The organism is Gardnerella sp. Marseille-Q9185 (assembly GCF_046508745.1).
Lineage (GTDB): Bacteria > Actinomycetota > Actinomycetes > Actinomycetales > Bifidobacteriaceae > Bifidobacterium > Bifidobacterium greenwoodii.
Window position 1 is genome coordinate 198,326 of record NZ_JBKFWK010000001.1, and the last position, 22,505, is coordinate 220,830.

Annotated in this window: 19 protein-coding genes; 1 reads left to right on the plus strand and 18 read right to left on the minus strand. The window is 42.9% G+C overall.

Annotated elements, in window-relative coordinates:
- Positions 1–86: 86 nt before the first annotated feature.
- From ACLD5M_RS00790 to ACLD5M_RS00810, 5 genes are all read right to left on the minus strand, one after another.
- Entirely contained in the window at positions 87–1,193 is a 1,107-nt protein-coding gene (locus ACLD5M_RS00790) for a hypothetical protein (RefSeq protein ID WP_410314348.1), read from the minus strand.
- Positions 1,180–2,574: a replication-associated recombination protein A gene (locus ACLD5M_RS00795; protein ID WP_410314349.1), complete on the minus strand. Its 1,395-nt coding sequence runs from the start codon at positions 2,572–2,574 to the stop codon at positions 1,180–1,182. Before ACLD5M_RS00795 ends, ACLD5M_RS00790 begins: the two co-directional genes overlap by 14 nt.
- 77 nt (positions 2,575–2,651) lie before the next feature.
- On the minus strand, positions 2,652–5,180 hold the full coding sequence (locus tag ACLD5M_RS00800; RefSeq protein ID WP_410314350.1) for a DEAD/DEAH box helicase: 2,529 nt from the start codon (positions 5,178–5,180) through the stop codon (positions 2,652–2,654).
- A gap of 59 nt (positions 5,181–5,239) precedes the next feature.
- Complete coding sequence (der, locus tag ACLD5M_RS00805; protein ID WP_019261036.1) at positions 5,240–7,432, minus strand: bifunctional cytidylate kinase/GTPase Der; 2,193 nt, start codon at positions 7,430–7,432, stop codon at positions 5,240–5,242.
- On the minus strand, positions 7,429–8,202 hold the full coding sequence (locus ACLD5M_RS00810) for a pseudouridine synthase (protein ID WP_004137291.1): 774 nt from the start codon (positions 8,200–8,202) through the stop codon (positions 7,429–7,431). The genes der and ACLD5M_RS00810 overlap by 4 nt, the downstream gene beginning before the upstream one ends.
- Positions 8,203–8,439: 237 nt before the next feature.
- Between ACLD5M_RS00810 and ACLD5M_RS00815 the strand changes: the two genes are divergently transcribed.
- Positions 8,440–9,387, plus strand: a complete 948-nt coding sequence (locus tag ACLD5M_RS00815) for an MIP/aquaporin family protein (RefSeq protein WP_119521179.1) — start codon at positions 8,440–8,442, stop codon at positions 9,385–9,387.
- Positions 9,388–9,390: 3 nt separating this feature from the next.
- Here ACLD5M_RS00815 and ACLD5M_RS00820 read toward each other — a convergent pair whose 3' ends face one another.
- From ACLD5M_RS00820 to ACLD5M_RS00880, 13 genes are all read right to left on the minus strand, one after another.
- The gene (locus ACLD5M_RS00820) at positions 9,391–9,708 is read right to left on the minus strand and encodes a hypothetical protein (RefSeq protein WP_032841794.1); all 318 of its coding nucleotides are present in this window, start codon (positions 9,706–9,708) and stop codon (positions 9,391–9,393) included.
- A 141-nt stretch (positions 9,709–9,849) separates the two neighbouring features.
- Positions 9,850–11,565 carry a bifunctional phosphoribosylaminoimidazolecarboxamide formyltransferase/IMP cyclohydrolase gene (gene purH, locus ACLD5M_RS00825; protein ID WP_410314351.1) on the minus strand — a complete coding sequence of 572 codons (1,716 nt, stop codon included), beginning with the start codon at positions 11,563–11,565 and terminating at the stop codon, positions 9,850–9,852.
- A gap of 25 nt (positions 11,566–11,590) precedes the next feature.
- Positions 11,591–13,003, minus strand: a complete 1,413-nt coding sequence (locus ACLD5M_RS00830) for a DUF6350 family protein (protein ID WP_410314352.1) — start codon at positions 13,001–13,003, stop codon at positions 11,591–11,593.
- 90 nt (positions 13,004–13,093) lie between these two features.
- Positions 13,094–13,675 carry an adenine phosphoribosyltransferase gene (locus tag ACLD5M_RS00835; RefSeq protein ID WP_004137300.1) on the minus strand — a complete coding sequence of 194 codons (582 nt, stop codon included), beginning with the start codon at positions 13,673–13,675 and terminating at the stop codon, positions 13,094–13,096.
- Between the two features lie 119 nt (positions 13,676–13,794).
- On the minus strand, positions 13,795–14,226 hold the full coding sequence (gene yajC, locus ACLD5M_RS00840; protein ID WP_004137302.1) for a preprotein translocase subunit YajC: 432 nt from the start codon (positions 14,224–14,226) through the stop codon (positions 13,795–13,797).
- Positions 14,227–14,294: 68 nt separating this feature from the next.
- Complete coding sequence (ruvB, locus tag ACLD5M_RS00845; RefSeq protein WP_116794052.1) at positions 14,295–15,347, minus strand: Holliday junction branch migration DNA helicase RuvB; 1,053 nt, start codon at positions 15,345–15,347, stop codon at positions 14,295–14,297.
- Between the two features lie 37 nt (positions 15,348–15,384).
- Positions 15,385–16,008, minus strand: coding sequence for a Holliday junction branch migration protein RuvA (gene ruvA / locus ACLD5M_RS00850; RefSeq protein WP_410314353.1), 624 nt, complete (start codon positions 16,006–16,008; stop codon positions 15,385–15,387).
- Between the two features lie 90 nt (positions 16,009–16,098).
- Positions 16,099–16,680: a crossover junction endodeoxyribonuclease RuvC gene (gene ruvC / locus ACLD5M_RS00855; protein WP_004137308.1), complete on the minus strand. Its 582-nt coding sequence runs from the start codon at positions 16,678–16,680 to the stop codon at positions 16,099–16,101.
- A gap of 6 nt (positions 16,681–16,686) precedes the next feature.
- Positions 16,687–17,445 carry a YebC/PmpR family DNA-binding transcriptional regulator gene (locus ACLD5M_RS00860; protein WP_004137310.1) on the minus strand — a complete coding sequence of 253 codons (759 nt, stop codon included), beginning with the start codon at positions 17,443–17,445 and terminating at the stop codon, positions 16,687–16,689.
- A gap of 61 nt (positions 17,446–17,506) precedes the next feature.
- Positions 17,507–18,163 (minus strand): CDP-alcohol phosphatidyltransferase family protein, encoded by a 657-nt coding sequence (locus ACLD5M_RS00865; RefSeq protein WP_004137312.1) that lies wholly within the window; start codon positions 18,161–18,163, stop codon positions 17,507–17,509.
- A 342-nt stretch (positions 18,164–18,505) separates the two neighbouring features.
- The gene (thrS, locus tag ACLD5M_RS00870) at positions 18,506–20,536 is read right to left on the minus strand and encodes a threonine--tRNA ligase (RefSeq protein ID WP_410314354.1); all 2,031 of its coding nucleotides are present in this window, start codon (positions 20,534–20,536) and stop codon (positions 18,506–18,508) included.
- 172 nt (positions 20,537–20,708) lie between these two features.
- On the minus strand, positions 20,709–21,569 hold the full coding sequence (locus ACLD5M_RS00875) for a metal ABC transporter permease (protein WP_116794056.1): 861 nt from the start codon (positions 21,567–21,569) through the stop codon (positions 20,709–20,711).
- Complete coding sequence (locus ACLD5M_RS00880) at positions 21,570–22,502, minus strand: metal ABC transporter permease (protein WP_410314355.1); 933 nt, start codon at positions 22,500–22,502, stop codon at positions 21,570–21,572.
- Positions 22,503–22,505: the final 3 nt, after the last annotated feature.

Here is a 22,505-nt window from a genome sequence, read left to right on the forward strand (position 1 = left end):
TCGAATCAATCAATCTCTCTTAAATGAAATTCTTAACCATGATTCTAGTCGCACGATTTGATAACGCGTAAACCTTCAGTTTACGTTTAGTCTGTAATGATTTTTAGAGCGCTGTAGCTAGGGTCATCGTAACTTGGTTCTAAGGTAAAGCATATTGAAGAAGCCTTTTTAACTGCTATAGTTACGTTTTTGCCTACATAATCTTTCATTTCTCCGGCTTTAGGTGCAACAAAGAAACGTTTGTAAACATATGTGTCAGGAACTGGCGTACCTTTGCCATCAACTCCAACAGTTATGATGGTTTTGTATGGCATATTTACTGTATAAATAATTTTTGAATCGTTGACAAAATAATAAGAATAATTTTCTAAATCTGCATCCGGCTGTGCTGTTTGCTTTACTTCGTCAATATTCATCTCTTTAACATTGCCGGTAAGAATGGTGTATCCATCATCTCGTAAATCTTGAATATACTTATTGTGTTTCTTCTCTTTTTCACTAAGAGTCATATTATTGATGAGATTATCTACAGGCTTAAGATTTTTAACATCAACGAACATTGCATCAAAATCGCCTATAGTGCCAGGATCTGCCGAATTATCTTCAACACTTGAATCTAATTTAAACTTATAATCTTCAGTAAGCTTGTAAGTATCACGACGAACTTTAAGCCCATCAAATAGATGATATACAACTATGCCATTGTGATTATGATCGTACATTAATGTTTCTGAGAGTTCGTTATCATGAGACGGTTCTAAATCTTCAATTAACTGTGACTCAACAATTTTTTTGCCATCAAAAGAAAATACTTTAGTAAAACGCGGCTTATCATCATCGTAACCTAATTTTTTCCTTGCAGTTACAATAAGTTCTGGAATCTTATCATTATCCAAATCCCATAAATCGTAGTAATATCCGAAGGAATCTGGAACATTTTTGAACTTGTATTTTCCGTGTAGATTTTCAAGCACGTTTTTATAAGCACGACCTGCTAAAGCAAGAGCATTATCTGACTTATTTGGTTCAACTACAGCTGTTACAGCATTGTTGTTCATAACATTTTTCAGCGAAAAACCGCTGTTTCGCACGGTGTCTACAGTGAAGCGAACATACACAACCCAAGTTGTAAGCATACAAATAAGCACAACTGTTGATACGCAATAATACAGAAAAGCGTTATTCTTTTTCATTGCCAACTTCTCTACTTTCTTTAGACTCATGAAGTATATTACGAATTTGAGATAAGCGTTGAGTTAGCTCGTGCTCGTATCCACGATTCGTTGGATGGTAGTATTCGCGGCCAACAAGCTCGTCTGGCATATACTGTTGCGATGCTACAGCTCCAGGGCAATCGTGAGCATACTGGTATCCTTCGTGGTTTCCCCAGCTTTTCATTAGTTTCGTTGGAGCGTTTCGCAAATGAAGAGGCACTTGACCAATATTTCCAGCATCAACATCTTGCAAAGCCTGATTAATAGCATTATAGCTTGCGTTTGATTTAGGAGCTGTTGCTACAGCAATCACAGCTTCCGAAAGAATAATGCGCGCTTCCGGCATGCCTATTAAAGCAACAGCTTGAGCTGCAGCAACAGTTACTTGCAAAATTTGCGGAGCTGCCATACCAACTTCTTCGGCAGCAGCAATCATAATTCGCCTTGCAATAAAACGCGGGTCTTCCCCAGCTCTAAGCATTCGCGCTAAGTAATGCAATGACGCATCAACATCACTTCCGCGCATCGACTTAATAAAAGCAGAAATCACATCGTAATGATCGTCGCCGTCTTTGTCATAGCGAACTGTAGTGGTGTCCATTACGTTAGAAACAATATCGGCAGTAATAACAGGCTTCTTTTTGCCGTGCTGTAGCGCAGCATCTCCTGTTATTGCTCCTGCTGCAGCTTCTAAAATAGTAAGAGTTTTACGAGCGTCTCCACCGCTTAAGCGAATAATAGAATCTATTGCATCCTCGTCAATTTTAAGCTGATTGTTGAGCCCATTTTCGCTAGTTACTGCGCGCTCTATAAGCGTGTGTAAATCTTCTACGCTAAGCGACTCAAGTTTTACTACTACAGATCTGCTAAGAAGCGGTTTAATGATTGAAAAACTTGGGTTTTCAGTTGTAGCTCCAATAAAAGTTACGTCGCGATTTTCTACGCTTGGAAGCAGAGCATCTTGCTGCGATTTAGAAAAACGGTGAACTTCGTCAATAAAAAGAACTGTTTCTTGGCCTTTGCTAACTAAACGCTCGTGCGCACGATCAAGCACGGCACGAACATCTTTAACACCAGAAGTTACAGCAGAAAGCTCTTCAAACACTCGCCCAGACTGGCGAGCAACAATATATGCAAGAGTAGTTTTACCGACTCCTGGAGGACCAAATAGCACAACAGAACTTGGAGCAGTAAGAGAACCTTTAGACTGCGGATTTGCAAGCCTGCGCAAAGGAGAGCCTTCTTTTAAAGCATGAGATTGCCCAAGCACGTCGTCAATGCTGCTCGGGCGCATACGCACTGCCAACGGACGAGTTACATCACTCGGCGCGCTACTTGCTGCAAATAAATCCTGCTCCATAAATACCAGCTTACAATACGTATAGAACAAACGTTCGATTCTAATTGTTGGTTACAAACTAAGACAAGTTTACAACACTAGACGTGCGAAACTTGGTAATCGAAGAACACAACTTCGCCTTCATCTTGCGTTGTATCCAAATCAACAATGCCAGTAATAGCCCAATTATGATCCCCGTCAGAATCGTCGATAATCTGCCGCACTTTCCAAGAATGCTCACTTTTTTCAAGCGAATCGTCAAGAATAAATAAGTCTCCGCTTCGAGCTTTGGCGTCTATTCCAACATACTCATGTTCGTCGTAATAGTCGTCAAGCACATCATTCCACTCGTGAACTCCGTAACCCCAAGCCTTGTCAAGCTCTCCTAAAGCATCCGCATCTTCCAAATCCATAAGTTGCACACGGCGGAACATTGCATTCCTAATCAACACAATAAGACCACGGCGATCTTCAACCACAGACTCAGAAGTTCCAGGCGCAGCCGTAGTTACAGCGCTAGCTTCAGCGTCCGAACCTCCTGCACTCTCCCACTCGTCAACCAAACTTGAATCAATAGAGCGTACAACAAGACGAAGCCACGAAATAATATCACGCAATTCTTCGTTAAGCATATCTTCTGGAACAGTGCGAGCAAGCGAACGGTAAGCATCCGAAAGGTAACGAAGAAGCGTTCCCTCACTTCTAGCAATGCCATAGCGTGAAATATAGCCAGTAAAATCGGAAGCAGTTTCTACCATGTCTCGAAGAACGGATTTAGGCTTAATCCAGTAGTCGTTTGCCCACGGCACGTCCTTGCGATACTGCGCAAAAGCAGGAGCTAGTAAATCTTCAAGAGGCTTAGGATAGCTGACTTCAGCTAAGCGCTCCATGCGCTCCTCATAGTCGATACCATCGTCTTTCATGCCAGCCATTGCAGCATCTCGAGCCTTACGCTCTTGAGCACGAAGAACAGGCTTAGGATCATCCAGAGTTGCTTCAACCATGGAAATTACGTCAAGCGCGTAGCTTTGAGACTCAGGATCTAACAATTCCAAAGCAGCAAGCAAGAACGGCGAAAGCGGCTGATCTAGCGCAAAACCTTCAGGCATTGCAACATCAAGCTCATAATCACAAGAACCATCCGCGCGCTTTTTACATTCAATAACTTGAGTATCAAGCAAAGTTTGGAAAATATCGTCGCAACGTTCAAGAAGTTTCTCTTTATCTTGCGGCTTTTGCGCGCTATCTTCAATAAGTTTTTGCACGCGCGCTCTAGCATCTCCACCTTGCGTAACTTCGTTCAAAATCATTGAGTGCGTTACAACCATGTGTGGATTCAAAGTTTCTGGAGCACTTTCAATAAGCTTAGTAAATGTTGGCTCGCCCCAAACAACAAATCCTTCTGGAGCCTTCTTACGCTTAACTTTTTTAAGCTTTTTAGGGTCATTGCCGGCTTTTGCAACAGCGCGAGCATTCTCAATCTCAAACTCTGGAGCCTCGCTAACCACTAAGCCTTCGGTATCAAATCCCATTCTGCCTGCACGGCCTGCAATTTGATGAAACTCGCGAGCGCGAAGTTTTCGACTACGATTCCCATCAAATTTTGTAAGAGCTGTAAGCACAACCGAGTGAATTGGCACATTAATACCAACGCCGAGAGTATCTGTTCCGCAAATAACTGGCAGAAGTCCTTGCTGAGCCAGCTGTTCGACGAGCCTTCGGTAGCGTGGAAGCATGCCAGCATGATGCACTCCAACGCCGGTTCTAAGTATTCTTTGCAAGATTTTGCCAAATCCTGTAGTAAACTTTGTGCCCTTAATTGCTTGAGCAATTTTGTCTCGCTGCTCTTTGCTTGAAACTCCCGTACTTGCGAGCGCTTGTGCTGTTTCCAGAGCTGCGTCTTGCGAAAAATGAACTACGTAGATTGGCGTTAAACCCTTGTTAAATAAGAGTTCTACAGTTGTAGCAAGCGGCTTATCCGTGTACTCGTATTCAAGAGGAATCGGTCTTGGAGCATTAGCAATAATATCAACGCTTCTTTTTGTTGATTTTTCTAAGCGTTCCGCAATATCCGATACGTCTCCAAGAGTTGCGCTCATAAGTAAGAATTGCGTGTTTGGAAGTGTAAGTAGCGGCACTTGCCAAGCCCATCCGCGCTCTGGGTCTCCGTAGTAGTGGAATTCGTCCATTGCAACGCAACCGACTTCAGCATTTACACCTTCACGTAAAGCTTGATTTGCTAAGATTTCCGCCGTGCAGCAGATTATTGGAGCATCCGCATTAATATGCGAGTCGCCTGTAATCATACCAACATTATCTCGCCCAAAAATAGCAACCAAGTCGAAGAATTTTTCGGATACAAGAGCTTTTATTGGTGCAGTATAGTAGGAGCGTCTGCCTGTGACAAGTGCTGCAAAATGCATTCCGAGAGCAACAAGAGATTTTCCAGAACCTGTTGGAGTGTTTAAAATAACGTGGTCTCCTGCAAGCAAATCCATAACGGATTCTTCTTGATGCGGCCACAAATCTACATGTTTGTTATCTTTAACCCAGTCAACAAATGCTTGAAAAATCTCGTCTTCGCTAGCATGATGCAAATCAAGAGCTAACTCGCCCAATTCAGTCATACTACGCTCCTACTTTACTTACGCTTTAATCGTGACTTTACTTACGACCTAATTACGCTCTATTTGCGCTTCTTTTTATCTCGCACTTTTACGGAGATTTGAATAGGAGTTCCTTCGAATCCAAACTCTTCGCGAAGAGATCGCTCAATAAAGCGACGGTATCCGTGCTCTAAGAAGCCTGTTGCGAATATTACGAAACGCGGAGGGCGAGTGGACGCCTGGGTTGCGAACAAGATTCGTGCCTGCTTGCCGCCTCGCAAAGGATGCGGATGAGCAGACTGAATACGCCCTAAGAAAGCGTTAAGCTTACCCGTAGGAATACGCTTATCCCAGCTATCTAAAGCTGTTCTCATGGCACGAGAAAGGCGATTCGTATGCCAGCCTGTTTTTGCAGAAAGATTTACGCGCTCAGCCCAAGTAACACGATCAAACTCAGTCTTCCACAAGCGTTCCATGCGCTGCCTTGAAAACTCGTCCATCAAATCCCACTTGTTAAACACAAGTACGATTGCGCGACCTGCGTCAACCGCTTGGCTCATAACTTTTAGATCCTGCTCCGCAATCGGCTGGGAAGAATCGAAAAGAATCAACGCAAGCTCCGAACGCTCAATCGCAGCCTGCGTGCGTAGCGAAGAATAATATTCTGCACCAGTAAGTTTATGAGGTCTGCGCTTAATACCAGCCGTATCAATAAACAGCCAGTCTTCGCCGTCAACTCGCACAACCTCATCAACAGGGTCACGAGTAGTTCCAGCCAAATCGTTTACAACAGCGCGCTCTTCGTGAGCTAAATGGTTCAAAAGAGAAGACTTACCAACGTTTGGTCTTCCTACTAAAGCAACCCTACGAAGACCTTGTGGAGTTAAGAATCCTGAAGTTTTATTCGCTTTTTTCAAAGAATTGAGCGCCGCATCAAGCAAATCTCCAACGCCTCTGCCGTGCATTGCAGAAATTCCGTACGGCTCTCCCATTCCAAGCTTCCAAAACTCTGCAGTCAAGTACTCGCTTCTAGCATCGTCAACCTTGTTAACCGCTAAAGTAATAGGTTTTCCTGCAGCGCGAAGCATTGAAACAATGCGCTCGTCGGTGGCTGTTAAACCAACTTGACCATCAACAAGGAAAATTACAGCGTCACTTAAACGCACTGCTACTTGAGCCTGCTGAGCAATCGAAGAATCAATTCCTTCAACGTCTGCTTCCCAACCGCCAGTGTCAACCAGCTTAAAGTTAGTTCCAGCCCACTCAGCATCGTAACTTACGCGATCCCTTGTAACGCCCGGAGTATCTTCAACAACAGCAACTCTGTGACCCAAAATACGGTTTACAAGCGTTGATTTTCCAACGTTTGGTCGGCCTATAACGGCTATTACACCAACTGCTTTAGAATCTTTTTTCTCGTCACTACTTGCAAAATCTCCGCTAAGAAGCGCGCGGTCTTCATCGTCAAGATCATAGCCTTCAAGATTTGCAGCGTAACGGTCGTACTCGTCCTGCTCAATAGCAGCATCAACAATTTCAACAAGCGCGTCAAGAGTCTGCTCAAACGTCAAATCTGAATTATCGAGCGTTGTAACACCATCAGCAGCCTGAAGAAAACTCGTAACTTTAGCATCCTTAGCGTCGCGAGCACGAATATCGTCTTCCTCAGAAGATTGATTATTTTGCAAACTTTCTTTAGAAATCTCCTGCTTGTTTCTGCGAGCTTGACGAACTTCTTCCCTTGCAGTAAGAAGCACTCGAACTTGCGCATTAGGAGCTACAACAGTAGTAATATCGCGGCCTTCTGCAACAATGCCCTCACCTTTAGAGAAAGAATCATCAGCAGATTGCGCAGAAATATATGCGCGCTGCGCTGCAATAAGCATGCGACGAACTGCAGGAATAGAAGAAACAGTAGATACATGCGAAGAAACCTCGATAGAACGCAACTCTTCGCTAATATCCTCACCTTCGACAGTCACCACAGGATTTTTAGGATCCACGCTAAAGTCGGCATTACTTTCAGTAAATAATGATCCAACAGCTTCAACAATTTGGTTGAAACGTTCAGCGTCTGCAGGATTTGTCGGCTGACCTTCATCATCTAAAGAAAGCTGAGTGCTTAAGTCAATGCCTTTTTGCATGCACCACCATGCAGCAGCGCGATACATTGCCCCAGTATCTAAATACGCAAAACCGTAGTATTGCGCTAAAGCGCGAGAAGTAGAAGATTTACCTACTCCTGCTGGTCCATCAATTGCTACACAAATCACAGGCCAACCTCCTTAGAAAGAGAACGCACTTCTGTTTGAGAAAGCACACGATACGATCCCGCCTTCAAATCACCTAACTTAATAGGGCCGATTTGCGTACGAACCAAGCGCTTTACAGGGAATCCAACAGCTCCGAAAATTCTACGCACAATGCGATTCTTACCAGAATGCAACACGACTTTTACCATAGTTGTGTCGTGATTTTGGTCGATTATTGCGCAGCGGTCGAGCTTAATCCAGCCGTCTTCCAGATTTACGCCTTGAGAAACCAAGCGCCTGCAAACCATGCCGTTGATTTTGCCTTCAAGCGTTGCAATATAAGTTTTTTCAACCTCATACTTTGGGTGCATAACATGCTGGCTTAGCTCGCCATCGTTGGTCATTAAAATAAGACCTTCCGAATCGTAGTCCAAGCGACCCATGTGGAAGATTCGCTCGTACTTGTCTCCCACAATATCCCTTAAAGTAAAACGACCTTTAGGATCGTCCATAGCGCTCAAAACTCGCTTAGGCTTATGCAATGCGAGAGTTACGAGCTTCGTGTTGAACTTTACTCGAGATCCATCAACGCGCACTTTCTGACGCTTCGGATCTACGCGAATACCAAGTGTTGTAACCAATTCGTCGTCTACTTCAACACGCCCATCGAGAATAATCTCCTCACATTTACGTCTTGAACCAAATCCCGCTTCAGCAAGCAGCTTCTGCAGTCGAATGGCGTTTTTGTCATCTGAATGCGCCCCATCGGCGCGGGAATATGCGTTTGGCATCGTTCTCCCAACGTGACCTCATGAATTGTTTAACAAAACATGCGCAAATAAGTTATTCTTAAGCGCTAAATCAAACAATTCTCTATTACTATAATTTTTTCTATTACTTTCGCAATTGTGATAAATAAGAAAATTACCACTTTTTCTATGCTACCGTATGGCATGGCCGTGATACTATAGCAGTTGTTTTAATAAGTTGCAAACTATACAGCAACACGTATTAAAGTAAGGAAAACTATGATTGAAGCACCGGAAACAACTTCTGAAGAAGCTAAAAGTGACTCTCCACTTGCTATTAAAATAGCAACCGAGTTTATTGCTACAGCGCTATTAATGTTCACAATTTACACTTTTTATTCACTATCAACAGCAATGTACGGCATTAATTTGCTTATGATTGCAGTAGGCACAGGCGTTGCGTATGCTGCAGCAATTTCTATTGCATCCAAAGTTTCTGGCGGACAACTTAATCCTGCTGTAACTATTGCATCCATGTTTACAGGACGCACATCGTATTTGGAAGGCCCTTGCTATATTATTGCGCAAGTTCTTGGCTCCATTTTGGCAGCGGGCGCTTTTGTGTTCATTTTGCCTCAAACAAAAATGGTGAAAGATGCTAACTGGTTCGCTCCTGTTGTAAACGGTTTCGAACAAGGCTCTATTTCTGCAACGCAGCTAAAGAGCGTAAACTCTTCCTTCGGCGTTATTACGGCCTTATTGGTTGAAGTAATTGCAGTTGCAATAATTGTTGCTACAGCAATGAATTACACAAAAGATAACGGCAAGACCAATTGCGGTTATTCCACTCACATGGGCATTGCTTACGCAGCTGCAACTCTTATTACCTACCAGATTACAGGTTCGGGTCTTAATCCTGCACGTTCTACAGGCATTGCGATTTTTGCAAACTTTAAAGAGCTTGAAGTTAAGCCATTAACTCAGTTGTGGGTTTTTTGGATTGCTCCAATTTTTGCCGCCGCGCTTGTTGGTTTTATTATTCTTTTAACAAAGCTTCTTGCTGTTTCGGAAGATAAAACTTTAGCAGGGTTTGAAAATGACACTAACGCTTTGTATCAAAAGCATCATTCTCTGTCCAATATTGAAGAGCCTGATGCTAAATACAGCGAACATGAAATCAATATTGATTTCGATAAAACTGCTGCTGAAGCAAACCAAAATAATTAGCTTTTACAGCAATAATGAGATTGAAGCATAAGTTATAAATAAACCAATGCCTAGCGCAATACTTATGAAAGAATCAAATCTAACAGATCTGACCTTCCAAGGACTGCGTTGACGCATTAATAAACGAATAACACCGAGAGTAACAGCCGTCACAGCAACAACAACTGTGGCGGCTGTTGCGTATCCAAGAAAAGCTAGTATTGCGCTTGTTGCAACAATAGCTGCAACAATCCACTCAGCGTAAGGTTTTCCTTCAGACTTTTCCGACACATACGGATGTTCAGTTTTACTATCCTTAGTCTGCTGCTCGCTATTTGTCATACTTGTATAATACATAACTTGCAATAATAAAACACAAGTTGTTTTACAGAAAAACAAAAAATGCAGCGCTTGAAGTTATCAAACGCTGCATTTTTAGAATATGAATTTACTTATTTTACTTACTTACTAAATTACGAGAATTTAGTGGAAGAAGTGACGAGTGCCAGTTACGTACATTGTTACTCCGGCAGAACGTGCAGCTTCGAACACTTCCTCGTCGCGAATAGAGCCGCCTGGCTGAACAATTGCACTAACGCCCGCTTCAATAAGAATCTGAGGGCCGTCAGCGAACGGGAAGAACGCGTCGGAAGCTGCAACAGCTCCCTTAGCACGCTCAACGCCGTCAGCCAAAGTGTTAGCGCGTTCAACAGCCAAATGGCAAGAATCCACGCGATTAACCTGACCCATGCCAATGCCAACAGTAGCATTGTCGTGCGCAAGCAAAATAGCGTTAGACTTTACGCAACGAAGCGAGCGCCACGCAAATTGCAAGTCGCGCAATGTATCAACGTCTGCAGGATCACCGGAAACCAAAGTCCAGTTTTCTGGATTGTCTCCAAAAGCGTCAATCTTATCTGCCGACTGCACTAAAGCACCGCCGTCAATAGGATGCACTTGCAAATCCAAAACAGGCGGAGTTGCAACCTTCAGAATGCGAAGATTCTTCTTTTTAGTGCGAAGCAATTCCAAAGCCTCTGGCTCATAGTCTGGAGCCACAATAACCTCTGTGAAAATTGGGCGAACACTTTCTGCCATTTCCAAAGTCACTTTGGTATTAGCGGCAATTACACCACCGTAAGCGCTTACAGGATCGCAAGCGTGAGCTTTTTTATGAGCCTCAGCTGCAGTAGCTCCAATTGCCAAACCGCAAGGATTATTATGCTTGCAAACAGCAACAGCAATTTGTGGAGCAAAATCCCAAACCGCACGCCAAGCAGCATCCGCATCAACATAATTGTTGTAGCTCATAGGTTTTCCGCCGAGAAGCTCAGCTTGAGCTAAACCACCCTTATGCAATGGATCAACATACAATCCAGCCTGCTGATGAGGATTCTCACCGTAGCGAAGCTCATGTTCCAAACGCCAGGTGCACGTGTAGTTTGAAGGAAGCGAAATGCATTTCTTTGCTTCTTCAGTATTGCTTGCAACATTGTTTTCTGCGTTGCTTTCAGTATCTTCCTTAATTGCGCTAAGACTTTCTGGCTTTGGCCATGCGCTTGTAGTCCACTGAGAAATAGCAGCATCGTAAGCCGCAGTATGCTCAAAAGCTTTTGCAGCAAGATACTCACGCTCTTGCAAACTAAAACCTTCTCCGGAAATAATACGGTCTGCAAGAATCTGGTAGTCTTTAGGATCCGTAATAACTGCAACAGATTTGTGATTCTTAGCAGCAGCCCTAATCATGGAAGGTCCACCAATATCAATTTTTTCAATAATAGAATCTCGATCTGCGCCGCTCATTACCGTATCCACAAATGGGTAAAGGTTAACAACGACTGCATCAAACGGCTTTATATTAAGATTTTCAAGCTGCTTTACATGATCAGCATTATTCATATCCGCTAAAATTCCTGCATGAATATGCGGATCTAAAGTTTTTACCCTACCATCTAAGCTTTCTGGAAATCCAGTGACTGCAGAAACTTCAGTAACTTTTACACCAAGTTCCATAAGCTTTGACGCTGTTGAACCGGTTGACACTACTTGAGTACCTGCCTGAATAAATGCTTTAGCGAGAGTTTCAAGTCCTTCTTTATGAAAAACCGAAACAAGAACTCGTCGAACCGACCTTCCCCCTGTGGTTATCAGAACATTTGCATTTGATTCTTGGCTATGTGTCTGTTGCACGGCGGTCATCCTTCCTAAAATAGTAGTGAGGAATTTATTTTATTTTGGTCTTTGATGAAACTGTTCTAGGAGCGGCTTTTTTCAAAGACAAAGGTGATTTTCGTTGTATTAATTCGGTATCTGTTTTATTTGTATTATCTTCTGCAGGATCAGAAGTAGTTTCAGTTTCAACGGTAAGAGTTTTGTTTTGCGCAAAATTTTTATTAAGCAGCATAGAAAAAAGGTAACGAATTGCACAAGATAACAATATTCCAAGAGCTGCAATAAGCCACGCTGCACAAACAGCATAAAGAGTAAGATGGCCTACAGCCCTAGTGCTTTCAACAATGTCAACTCCAACAAAAGAAAGCCTGTACTCTCCTAAAGATCCGTTGGCTAAAGCAAAAACAATAGTAAAAATAACTGTTATTAAAGAAGCGATGCAAATACTTACTGCAGCTGCCTGAGCTAAACTTATAGCGAAAGCTTTAAGCTCTTCTTTATCTTTAATATTTTTCAAACGCAAGCCACAACCGCGTTTATGCAATATTGCTAAAAGTATTACCGCAAAACAAATTATTGGAATAATACTCAATATTGCGTTTCGGTATAAAGAATCGGATACTGATTCGGGAAATATTCCAAAAACTGGCACAGGTGGCAAAGATTTATGCATTGAGGAAGCCAAAGTAAAATGCGCAACTTTCCCAATACTAAATCCTGCTCCGCAAATCCAAGACAAAGCCCAAATAGCTATATTTGGCAACCACACTAGGCATGCAATTGACGTAAGAATACGCGAACCGTTTTGCATACCGAGTTTTATGAAGAAAGAATTAACAGAACCGATATTCGTGCAGCACCAAACTATTACAGTTACTAACGCTACAGCCGAGTATATTGCAAATAAAATAACTGATGATCGTTTAATTATGCGAATATTTTTTTGCGCAAATTCAGGACACATTTGTTTATAACGCTGCTTAAGAGTTTTATAAACTAAGCTGCGAGGGAAAACAGCAATAAACAAAGATATTAAGTATATTAAAGCTGTTTTGAAAATAATAACAGGAACAGAATCAACCAAAGTTATATGCGTATTTTGCGAAAGAATTACGTTAATAGCAACCCAAAATACGGTACCTGTTACGTATGCTGTAGAGCCGCCTTCAACTTTTCTAATTAGGCTAGAAAGGGAAGCTATAAGCAAAATTGTTAAACCTAAAGGAGTTATTGTTAGCACACAATTGTCAAAAGTAAGACCAATTCCTTGAGCGAACATAAATACAGCCCAAGTCATAGACATTGCGGAATCAGAAAGATTACCGGTTCCTTCTTCAATAGAAACTATAAGTAAAGTAAGAGATAAGAAAAGTCCTATTGTAAGAGAAAAAACAAAAATTACAATAAACGGAGTAATTACACCTTTAGATACACTGATTAAGGATGACTTAAGTTTTTCAACCATAGCTTCTCCTTTCAGTACTATTTCAAACGTGCAAAACTAATCTTAGTAAAATAATCCTACTGCTTTAAATTGTTTATATTTTGCTAAACCCTACGCAGGCATAGTCATTAAACTGCTGCACGGATAATCCTCTAAATCGTTCATTCCACTAATGCCAGTAAGTTCAATCACGAAACTAAATCCTGCAACTTGCCCTTTAGCTTTTTTAACAATATTTGCAGCTGCTTTAGCAGTTCCTCCAGTTGCAATAAGATCATCTACAATAAGAACACGCTGGCCAGGTTTAATAGCATCATTTTCGATTTCAATACTAGCCTGACCGTATTCAAGCATATAAGATTCGCTAATAACTGGAGGCGGAAGCTTACCAGCTTTACGAATAGCAAGAAAACCTTTGCCTAAACGTTCTGCTAAAAGTGGGCCGAAAAGAAAGCCGCGAGCTTCAAGACCTGCAATTAAGTCGATTGAATCAGGCTCAGTAGGCAAAGCGTCTACTAAAGAGTCAACAAGAATACGAGAAGCGCGTGCGTTAGAAAATATTGGGAGAAAATCGCGGAATATAATATGCGGATTTGGAAATCCCGGAACGGTACGAATTAATGAAGCAAGATAATCTGAATCATCTTTACTTACTGTTCTCAACGATTTTGCTGTAATATCCGTTGTTGTCATAATCCTAACGTTCTTTTCGTTGCAACCTGTTTTTAAGAATATGAGGAAAGTATACGCATGTTCGTGTGATGTGTGAAGCATGAACCGCATCACACATCACAACTTCAAGTATTACATAATTAATTTATAGCAGTCGTCATGAGAGCCGCTACTGCGCTGTCTTCTTCAGTGGACTCAGCAGTTGGCTTAGAAACATCTTGTTTATCAGTTTCTTCGATATCAGCTTTGGCTTCCATTTTTTCGTTTGCTTCAGCTTCTTCGTCGCTAATAAATGCAGGACGTACATACAACCTGTTTACAGCTCTAAAGGACACGCGCATTAAGCTACCTTCAGAATCAATAACGATTTCTTCGTACTGCATATCTACGCTTACAATCTTGCCAATAATTCCGCCGATTGTAATAACCTCAGTACCTGGCTGCAAAGATTCATGGAATGAACGCATTTCATTCTGACGCTTTTTAGCATTGCGAGTTTGGAACCACATCATAACAACCATTACTACGATAAGCGCAATAAGAAGACCGTACTGCTGGAAAAATTGAGGCACAATAAACTCCTTAAGTGTCCAACCATAAGACGGCCGAAATGCCGTCCAAGACAATTATTTTAAGCCATCTAGCTGACATTACTAGGAGCTTTCAAACCCAAATGCTCCCAAGCTTTAGCAGTTGCAACACGACCTTTAGGTGTACGAATTAAGAATCCTTCACGAACCAAATACGGCTCGCAAACAGTTTCAACAGTTTCCGCTTCTTCACCTACCATTGCAGCCAAATTATTAAGACCAACCGGCCCTCCATTAAATTGGCAAACCATTGCTTTTAGAACCGCAATATCGAGCCTATCTAAACCCTGAGTATCAATTTGATACAATGCTAAAGCTTCAACAACAGCATCTTGATTTACACAATCCAAGTCGTGAACAATCGCCCAGTCGCGCACTCTCCTAAGTAAACGATTCGCAATACGAGGAGTTCCACGAGATCGCAAAGATAATTCTTTAGCAGCCTGATCTTTAAGATTAATTCCAAGAACTTTAGCCGAACGTTCAATAAGCTTTTCTAGCTCTTCGTGAGGATAAAAATCAAGGTGAGCTGTAAAACCAAAGCGAGCGCGCAATGGAGAAGGAAGCATGCCTTCGCGAGTAGTAGCGCCAACTACTGTAAAACGTGGCAAAGTAAGCGGTATTGAAGATGCTCCAGGACCTTTACCAACCATAACGTCAACGCGAAAATCTTCCATCGCAATATAAAGCAACTCTTCGGCAGCACGCGGAAGACGGTGAATTTCGTCAATAAATAAAACTTCGCCAGTGTCCAAAGCGCTGAGAATAGAAGCTAAATCTCCAGCATGCTGAATGGCAGGACCGGAAGTAATACGAATAGGAACTTGAAGCTCGTTTGCAACAATCATTGCAAGAGTAGTTTTACCCAAACCTGGAGGACCAGCCAAAAGCATGTGGTCAGGCGGAACGTCGCGCTTTTTGGCCGCATCCAAAAATAGTTGCAACTGTGCTTTAAGTAAAGGCTGGCCAATAAAACCTTCTAAAGCGCGCGGACGAAGCTCCTCATCACTAAGCTGCTCATTAGCTAAAGGAGCAGAAGAAACCATGCGCAAAGAATCTTCCGAAACACCAGTATTTAGTGCAGTTGCATATTCATCACTCATTTCAACTCCCCCAATGCTTTATTTTTAAACAACATAATCATCTACCCCTATCTAACAAAGTTAATGCCATGCGCAAAACATTAGGCATATCTGCTTCAGTTACAGGAGCAACAATATTATTTTCAGCGCAAACTTGTTCAACAGCTTTTTGAGCATCCGATTGACGCCAACCAAGAGAAACAAGACCATCAATTACGGCGCTAACGCCAGTATCAATAGTCTTGCTGCTTGAAGCGTCAGAGACGTCTGCAGATAAACTGTTAAGATCAATAGAACCTTTAAGCTCCAGAATAATTTTCTGAGCACCTTTTTTACCCAAGCCTGGTGCGGAAGAAAGAGCAGTAACATCTCCTTCGGAAATAGCTTTCAAAAGACGATCAACATTAAGAGTAGAAAGAATTGAAAGCGCAACTTTAGGACCAATACCACTTACTTTTTGAACCTGCAAAAACATGCGTTTAGCAGCTTGAGTTGTAAAAGCGTATAAAGTTATTGAGTCCTGAGAAACCTGCATAGAAGTATAAACACGAACTTCCTGCCCCTCGTGCAAAGAAGATAAATCTTGAGAAGGCATATAAGTTTCGTAACCAACGCCTGAAACAACAATAAGAGCAGTGCGAGCATCAACAGACGCTACTTGACCAACAAGCATACCAATCATAAACGCTCACCTTCCAGCAATAAAAGCTCACAGCACAACGCAGCAAACAAGTCAAAAAACAGACAATAGAACATCTGTTCTATTGGTATACTACATGCCTCGAGAGACAGAAGATACGCCGCGAGCTGCACGCTGAGCTAAAGCCCACTGTTTTTGAGCTGGCGTTAAATGCTGCTCGCGCTCGCCGCCTTGCAAAGCCCCTTCCGGACGAAGAGCATGACAAATTGCCTGAGCTAAAGCATCAGCCGCATCAGCCGGAGTTGGAAGCATATTAAGACCAAGAAGACGAGCAACCATGCGCTCAACCTGAGGCTTTTGCGCCTTGCCGTTGCCAGCAACAGCAAGCTTAACCTCAGTAGGAGTGTGCAAAGCGACTGGAATATTGCGTTGAGCTGCAGCCAACATAGCAAGACCAGCGACTTGAGCAGTGCCTAAAACAGTATTTAGATTTTCCTGAGCAAAAACACGCTCAATAGAGACAGCATCCGGAGAAAAGCGCTCAATCTTTTCAACTAAACCATTGTAAATCTTAAGCAAACGCAAATCTTGAGAAAGATTTGGATCAGATCGCAGTACATCGACGTGAATAAAAGAAAGCCGACGCGAAACGCCGGCTTCAATCACGCCGACCCCGCAGCGTGTAAGCCCGGGGTCAACGCCCAAAATCAACATATGAAATTATTCTGCTTCCTCAAGCTGAGCCATAACTTCATCCGATGCAGTCCAGTTGCTGTAAATATTCTGGACATCATCAAGGTCGTCGAGATTATCAATCAAACGAGAAACCTTCTGAGCATCTTCAAAGCTTAATTCAACTTCGTTATTTGGATGCATAATAATATCTGCAGAATCGTAGTCGAAACCAGCATCCTGCAAAGCCTTACGAACGGTAACCAAATCGCTGGAATCAGTGTAAACGGAGTACACATCACCATCGTCAGCCACATCCTCAGCACCTGCTTCTGCAGCAACTTCGAAAAGCTTATCGTAATCAACGCCTTCGGATGGAACTTCAATCAAGCCCTTACGCTCAAAGTTGAAGCTCACAGAACCGCTTGTTGCCAAAGAGCCGTTGCCCTTAGTAAGAGTGGAACGAACGTCAGCAGCAGCACGATTGCGGTTATCGGTAAGGCATTCAATAATCAAGCCAACGCCTGCAGGAGCGTAACCTTCGTAAACAATCTCCTCGTAGTTAGCGCCGCCAGCTTCTTCACCAGATCCACGCTTCACCGCGCGCTTGATGTTGTCGGCAGGCATAGAAGCCTTCTTAGCTTTAACGATGGCATCGTACAACGTAGGGTTACCATCAGGATCTCCACCGCCCAAACGAGCAGCGATTTCAATGTTCTTAATAAGCTTGGCAAAAAGCTTGCCACGCTTTGCGTCGATAGCGGCCTTCTTATGCTTGGTAGTCGCCCACTTGGAATGACCTGACATGATACTCCTAAAATGTACAATTAATCAAACGAAACGATTTTATTGCGCTTTCGCGACAATTTTACTTATCTTTTTGTTGAAGACCGTGCTTTACTTCGAGAATACGCTGAATAACAGTCACAATACCACCAATAGAAAGCAATATCATTGCGCAACTTAACCAGAAAAGTTGATTAGTTATACCAGATAATCCAATAGCAACAAGAATTAGAGCCACACGATCTGCTCTAGTAATCAATCCACTTTTAGGATCAACCGAAATTGACTGACCGCGAGCGCGAGTGTACGAAGTTACGAAAGCAGCCATAAGCGCAATCAAACAAGTAAATAATCCAGCGTATTTTAACGACATTCCAATAACGGACGGCATCCAAATGCACACGTTTTTATTATTTGCCCGCCACAAGCAAATGAACACTGCCATAAATAAAGACCAGTCTGCAATACGGTCAAGAGTTGAGTCAAGAAATGCGCCGAAACGAGTGCCACCAGTAGTTAGTGCAGCAACTGAGCCATCCAAACCGTCTGCAAGTACGAAAATCGTAAGAAATATTGCTCCTGCAAAAAGTTGTCCTGTAAAAGCCGTTACGAAAGATATAACAACTACTGCTAATGTGCCAACAACTGTTACAGCGTTAGCGCTTACGCCTAGGCGAACCAACAATTTTGCAACAGGATCAATAACACGCTTAAAACCACTGCGTAACGATTCCAACATTGAATCAACCTTCCTGCGCTCGCAAATAAAACTTGTGTTCAAACAACACTTTTATACTAACCATGCGGCTGTAAGAAGATACAAGCACCGTCACTAACTCAGCCAACCAACTGAGAAAATAACGATAATAAGCAAAACACCGTCACTAACTCAGCTAACGAACTGAAAAAGTAACGGCAATAAGCAAAACACCGTTACTAACTCAGCTAACAAACTGAAAAAGTAACAGTGTAGAGATTTAGATATAAAAAGAAGCCCACACAATGTTAAGAAGTGTGGGCTTTTTAGTTAAAGATTCAGCTTACACCGAAACTTACGTTAGAACCTAAGTTATAACTTAAATCACTTAGTGTAACGCTCGAAATCTTCAGCAGTATTGACCTGAACGCGCTGCTTAATAATGGAAAGAATCCACTCTTTAGCTTGAGCAACAGGAACGCCGTTCAATTGGCTGCCATCGCGGAAGCGGAAGCTCACAGCATTGTTGTTCACATCCTCTTCGCCAGCAATCAAAGTAAAAGGCACTTTAGACTTGGAAGCGTTACGAATCTTCTTACCGAAGCGATCGTCGGAGCTGTCCATTTCGCAACGAACCATGTTCTCTTCCAAATCGCTAATAAACTTTTGCAAGTGTGGAGCGAACTCGTCTGCAACAGGAACGCCAGTTACCTGAACTGGAGCTAACCATGCTGGGAACGCGCCCGCGTAATGCTCAAGCAAAATCGCGAAGAAGCGCTCAATAGAGCCAAAGAGTGCACGGTGAATCATAACCGGGCGCTGGTGGCTACCGTCAGCCGCAATGTACTCCAACTTAAAGCGCTCAGGCAAGTTGAAGTCAAGCTGAATAGTAGAAACCTGCCAAGTGCGGCCGATTGCGTCACGAGCCTGCACAGAAATCTTCGGACCGTAGAATGCAGCTCCACCTGGATCGTCCACGAGTTCCAAACCAGACTCTTTAGCAACCTCAGCCAAAGTGTTTGTTGCTTCTTCCCAAATCTCGTCGGAACCAACGAACTTGTGCTCATCCTTAGTGGAAAGCTCCAAGTAGAAGTCGTTCAAACCGAAGTCTTTAAGAAGACCAAGCACAAAGTTGAGCAAGCTCTTCAACTCGTCGCGCATCTGCTCGCGAGTGCAGTAAATATGCGAATCATCCTGAGTCAAGCCACGCACGCGAGTTAAGCCATGCACAACGCCAGACTTTTCGTAGCGATACACGGTACCAAACTCGAACAAGCGCAAAGGAAGCTCACGGTACGAACGCTGGCGAGACTTGAAGATCAAATTATGCATTGGGCAATTCATTGGCTTCAAGTAGTAATCTGCACCTTGGCGAGTTACGTTACCGTTTTCGTCGCGCTCTTCGTCAAGCTTCATTGCAGGATACATGCCATCCTTGTACCACTGCAAGTGGCCGGAAGTCTCGTACAATCCACCCTTAGTAATGTGCGGAGTTTGCACAAAGCTGTAGTGGTGCTTGCGATGCTGCTCGCGCGAATAATCTTCCATTGCGTTAATAATTGCAGCACCCTTTGGATGGAACACTGCTAAGCCTGGGCCAATCTCATCTGGGAAGGAGAACAAATCCATCTCTTGGCCGAGCTTACGATGGTCGCGCTTAGCGGCTTCTTCCATGCGAGTTGTGTAAGCTTTAAGCTCTTCCTTGCTAGGCCAAGCAGTTCCGTAAATGCGCTGAAGCATAGGATTCTGCTCCGAGCCACGCCAGTAGGCTGCAGCCACACGCTCAAGCTTAAAAGCCTTAATATAGCGAGTGTTTGGCAAGTGAGGTCCGCGGCACAGATCGCTCCAAACTTTATTGCCTTCGCGATCCAAATTGTCGTACATGCTAAGCTCGTGCTTGCTGATTTCGCCAGCAGCAGCTGGATCAAGAGCAGCTTCTTTATCTCCAATCAACTCCAACTTATAAGGTTGATTTGCTTCTTCTTCGCGCGCCTCATCTTCTGTTACAACGCGGCGGCGGAAGCTTTGAGACTCTTTAATAATGCGCTGCATATGCTTTTCGATTTGCTTCAAATCGTCTGGCGTAAATGGAGTATCAACATCGAAATCGTAGTAGAAGCCGTCTTTAATTACAGGACCAACGCCCAACTTTGCGTCTGGTCTAATTTCTTGAACAGCTTGAGCCATCACGTGAGTAGCGGAATGACGCATGATTGCGATGCCATCTTCACTATCAAGTGCTACCGATTCCACGGTATCGCCGTTATGAAGAGGCGTGTACAAATCACGCAACTCGCCATTTAAACGCACGGCAATAATATTCTTATCTTCCGCGAAAAGTTCAACGCCAGTGAAGCTTGCATCCACCTCCTTGCGTTCCTCGTTTACGGTGATGGAGATGGTATTTTCAGCCATAATTGTCCTTTTCTATCGGGGTCTTGCGTTACTAATGTGCAGACCTGGACTTGTGTGGCGTCGAATTTCATGCGGTTAAAATTTTATTAAATTAAACGCAAAAAACGACGTCAATCGCGCGCATTTTTCACGCGCAATTCATTGATACTTTAGGACACTCGTAAGACTTCAACTATGCTGTAACAGATTTGCACTTGCAAATGCCGTAAACAATCCGCTCAACAAGTTTAGTTAGAAGGAAGAAAGCTCCAGCGCAAATAGCAATAGTTCCTCCTGCTGAAAGCTTTAATATTACGGCAAGAGCTAAGCCAGTGAGCGCAATTAAAATAGACGAAAGTACGCAAGCTAGCACAAATTTATTGATAGAGGCGATTCTTGATTTTAAAGCTGCGGCAGGAGCAGCAATAAGAGATACTGAAACAACCGTTCCAACAGCTGGAATAATAACAGAAACTGTAATAATGATTAAAGCTAAAACCATGCCTTGTATAAAACCAGATTTTCCGCCTGCAGCGCGGTAATTGATAGGATCAAAAGAGCAGTGCACAAGATTAGCAGAATTAAAAATCCACAATCCTAAAGCAAGCAAGAAAGCTACAGAGGCTGAGGCAACGTCTGCAGGAGTGCAATTAAGCAAAGATCCGGTTAAAAATCCTTCAATACGAAGCGGTAAAGGCGCAAACCACTTATTCAAAAAATATCCGCTAGCAAAACCAACAGTAAGAGTAATTCCAGCAGCAGCCTGAGAAGAAATACCTTTAATATGCGAAAGTGCGTGCATTACCAACGAAAGAAATACGCACGCAATTGCAGCCCCAATAAATAATCCTAAGGAAAGCACATTCTGATCAATCGTATATAAAGATGTGCAGACTACTCCAAGAACAGCTCCAGGAAAAGCTGCATGCGTAATAGATTCAGTAAAGAATATGCGCTGATTTAGAAGAGCTAAAGACCCTACGAAACCACATAATGCGCCAACTACAATCGCCTCAACAATCGGGAGCGCAATAATTTGCCAAATACTTACCATTTAAGCTCCCTGCTTTTTTAAGATTGATTTATTTGATTCATGCGCCGGAATTATTGAGGAAATAAAGCGGAAAGCCCATCGCAATATAAGCACAACAACAAACATTGCACACATGCTTAAAGCAATTGCAGCCTGCGGAGAAACAGGATGATCCAGCTCAAGATTCATAGCGTACATTCCAAGAAAAACGCCTGCAATACCAACAACAATACCAACAGAAACCATGCCAGAAACAGTGCGCGAAACTAATCGAGCGCTAGCACCCGGAATAACAAGGTATCCAATAACAAGAAGAACACCAACCGCAGAAGATGCTGAAACAACAACTGCCGCGATTCCAACGTTTAGCACAATGTCAACAAGCAAAGTGTTAGCACCCATAAGAGGAGCGCTTGCGCGATCAAAAGCAACTATAATCTGCTGCTTCCATGTGGCTAACATAACAATAATTGCAAAAATACAAATAAACATAGCTTGAGTCATGCGCTCGTCTGTGACGTCAAGAAGTCTGCCAAACATAAGCGATTCAAGCTGCCCAGACATATCGCCTTTTTTAAGCGAAATTACTACGCCTAGCGCAAAGAAAGTCGTAAGAACAGTAGCAATAACAGACTCGTTAATTCTAGCCGAACGAGAAGCCCATACAAGAGCTGCAACTAAAAATATTGCGCAAATTGCAGCACCCGGAATAATACGATTAATGCCACCGTATAAAGCTCCGACCACTATTCCGGGGAAAATTCCGTGAACAATAGCTTCCGCATTAAATTCTGCACAACGTAAGTTTACAAATACGCCAACAATTCCACTAGCTATGGAAAGAACTATAAGAAGACAGAATGGGCGGAAAATGTAAGGAGCGGAAGCAATAAAATCAAAACCTGGAATTGATTCCAACGATTGTCTTAATAACTCGACTAATTGGGCAAGCATTGA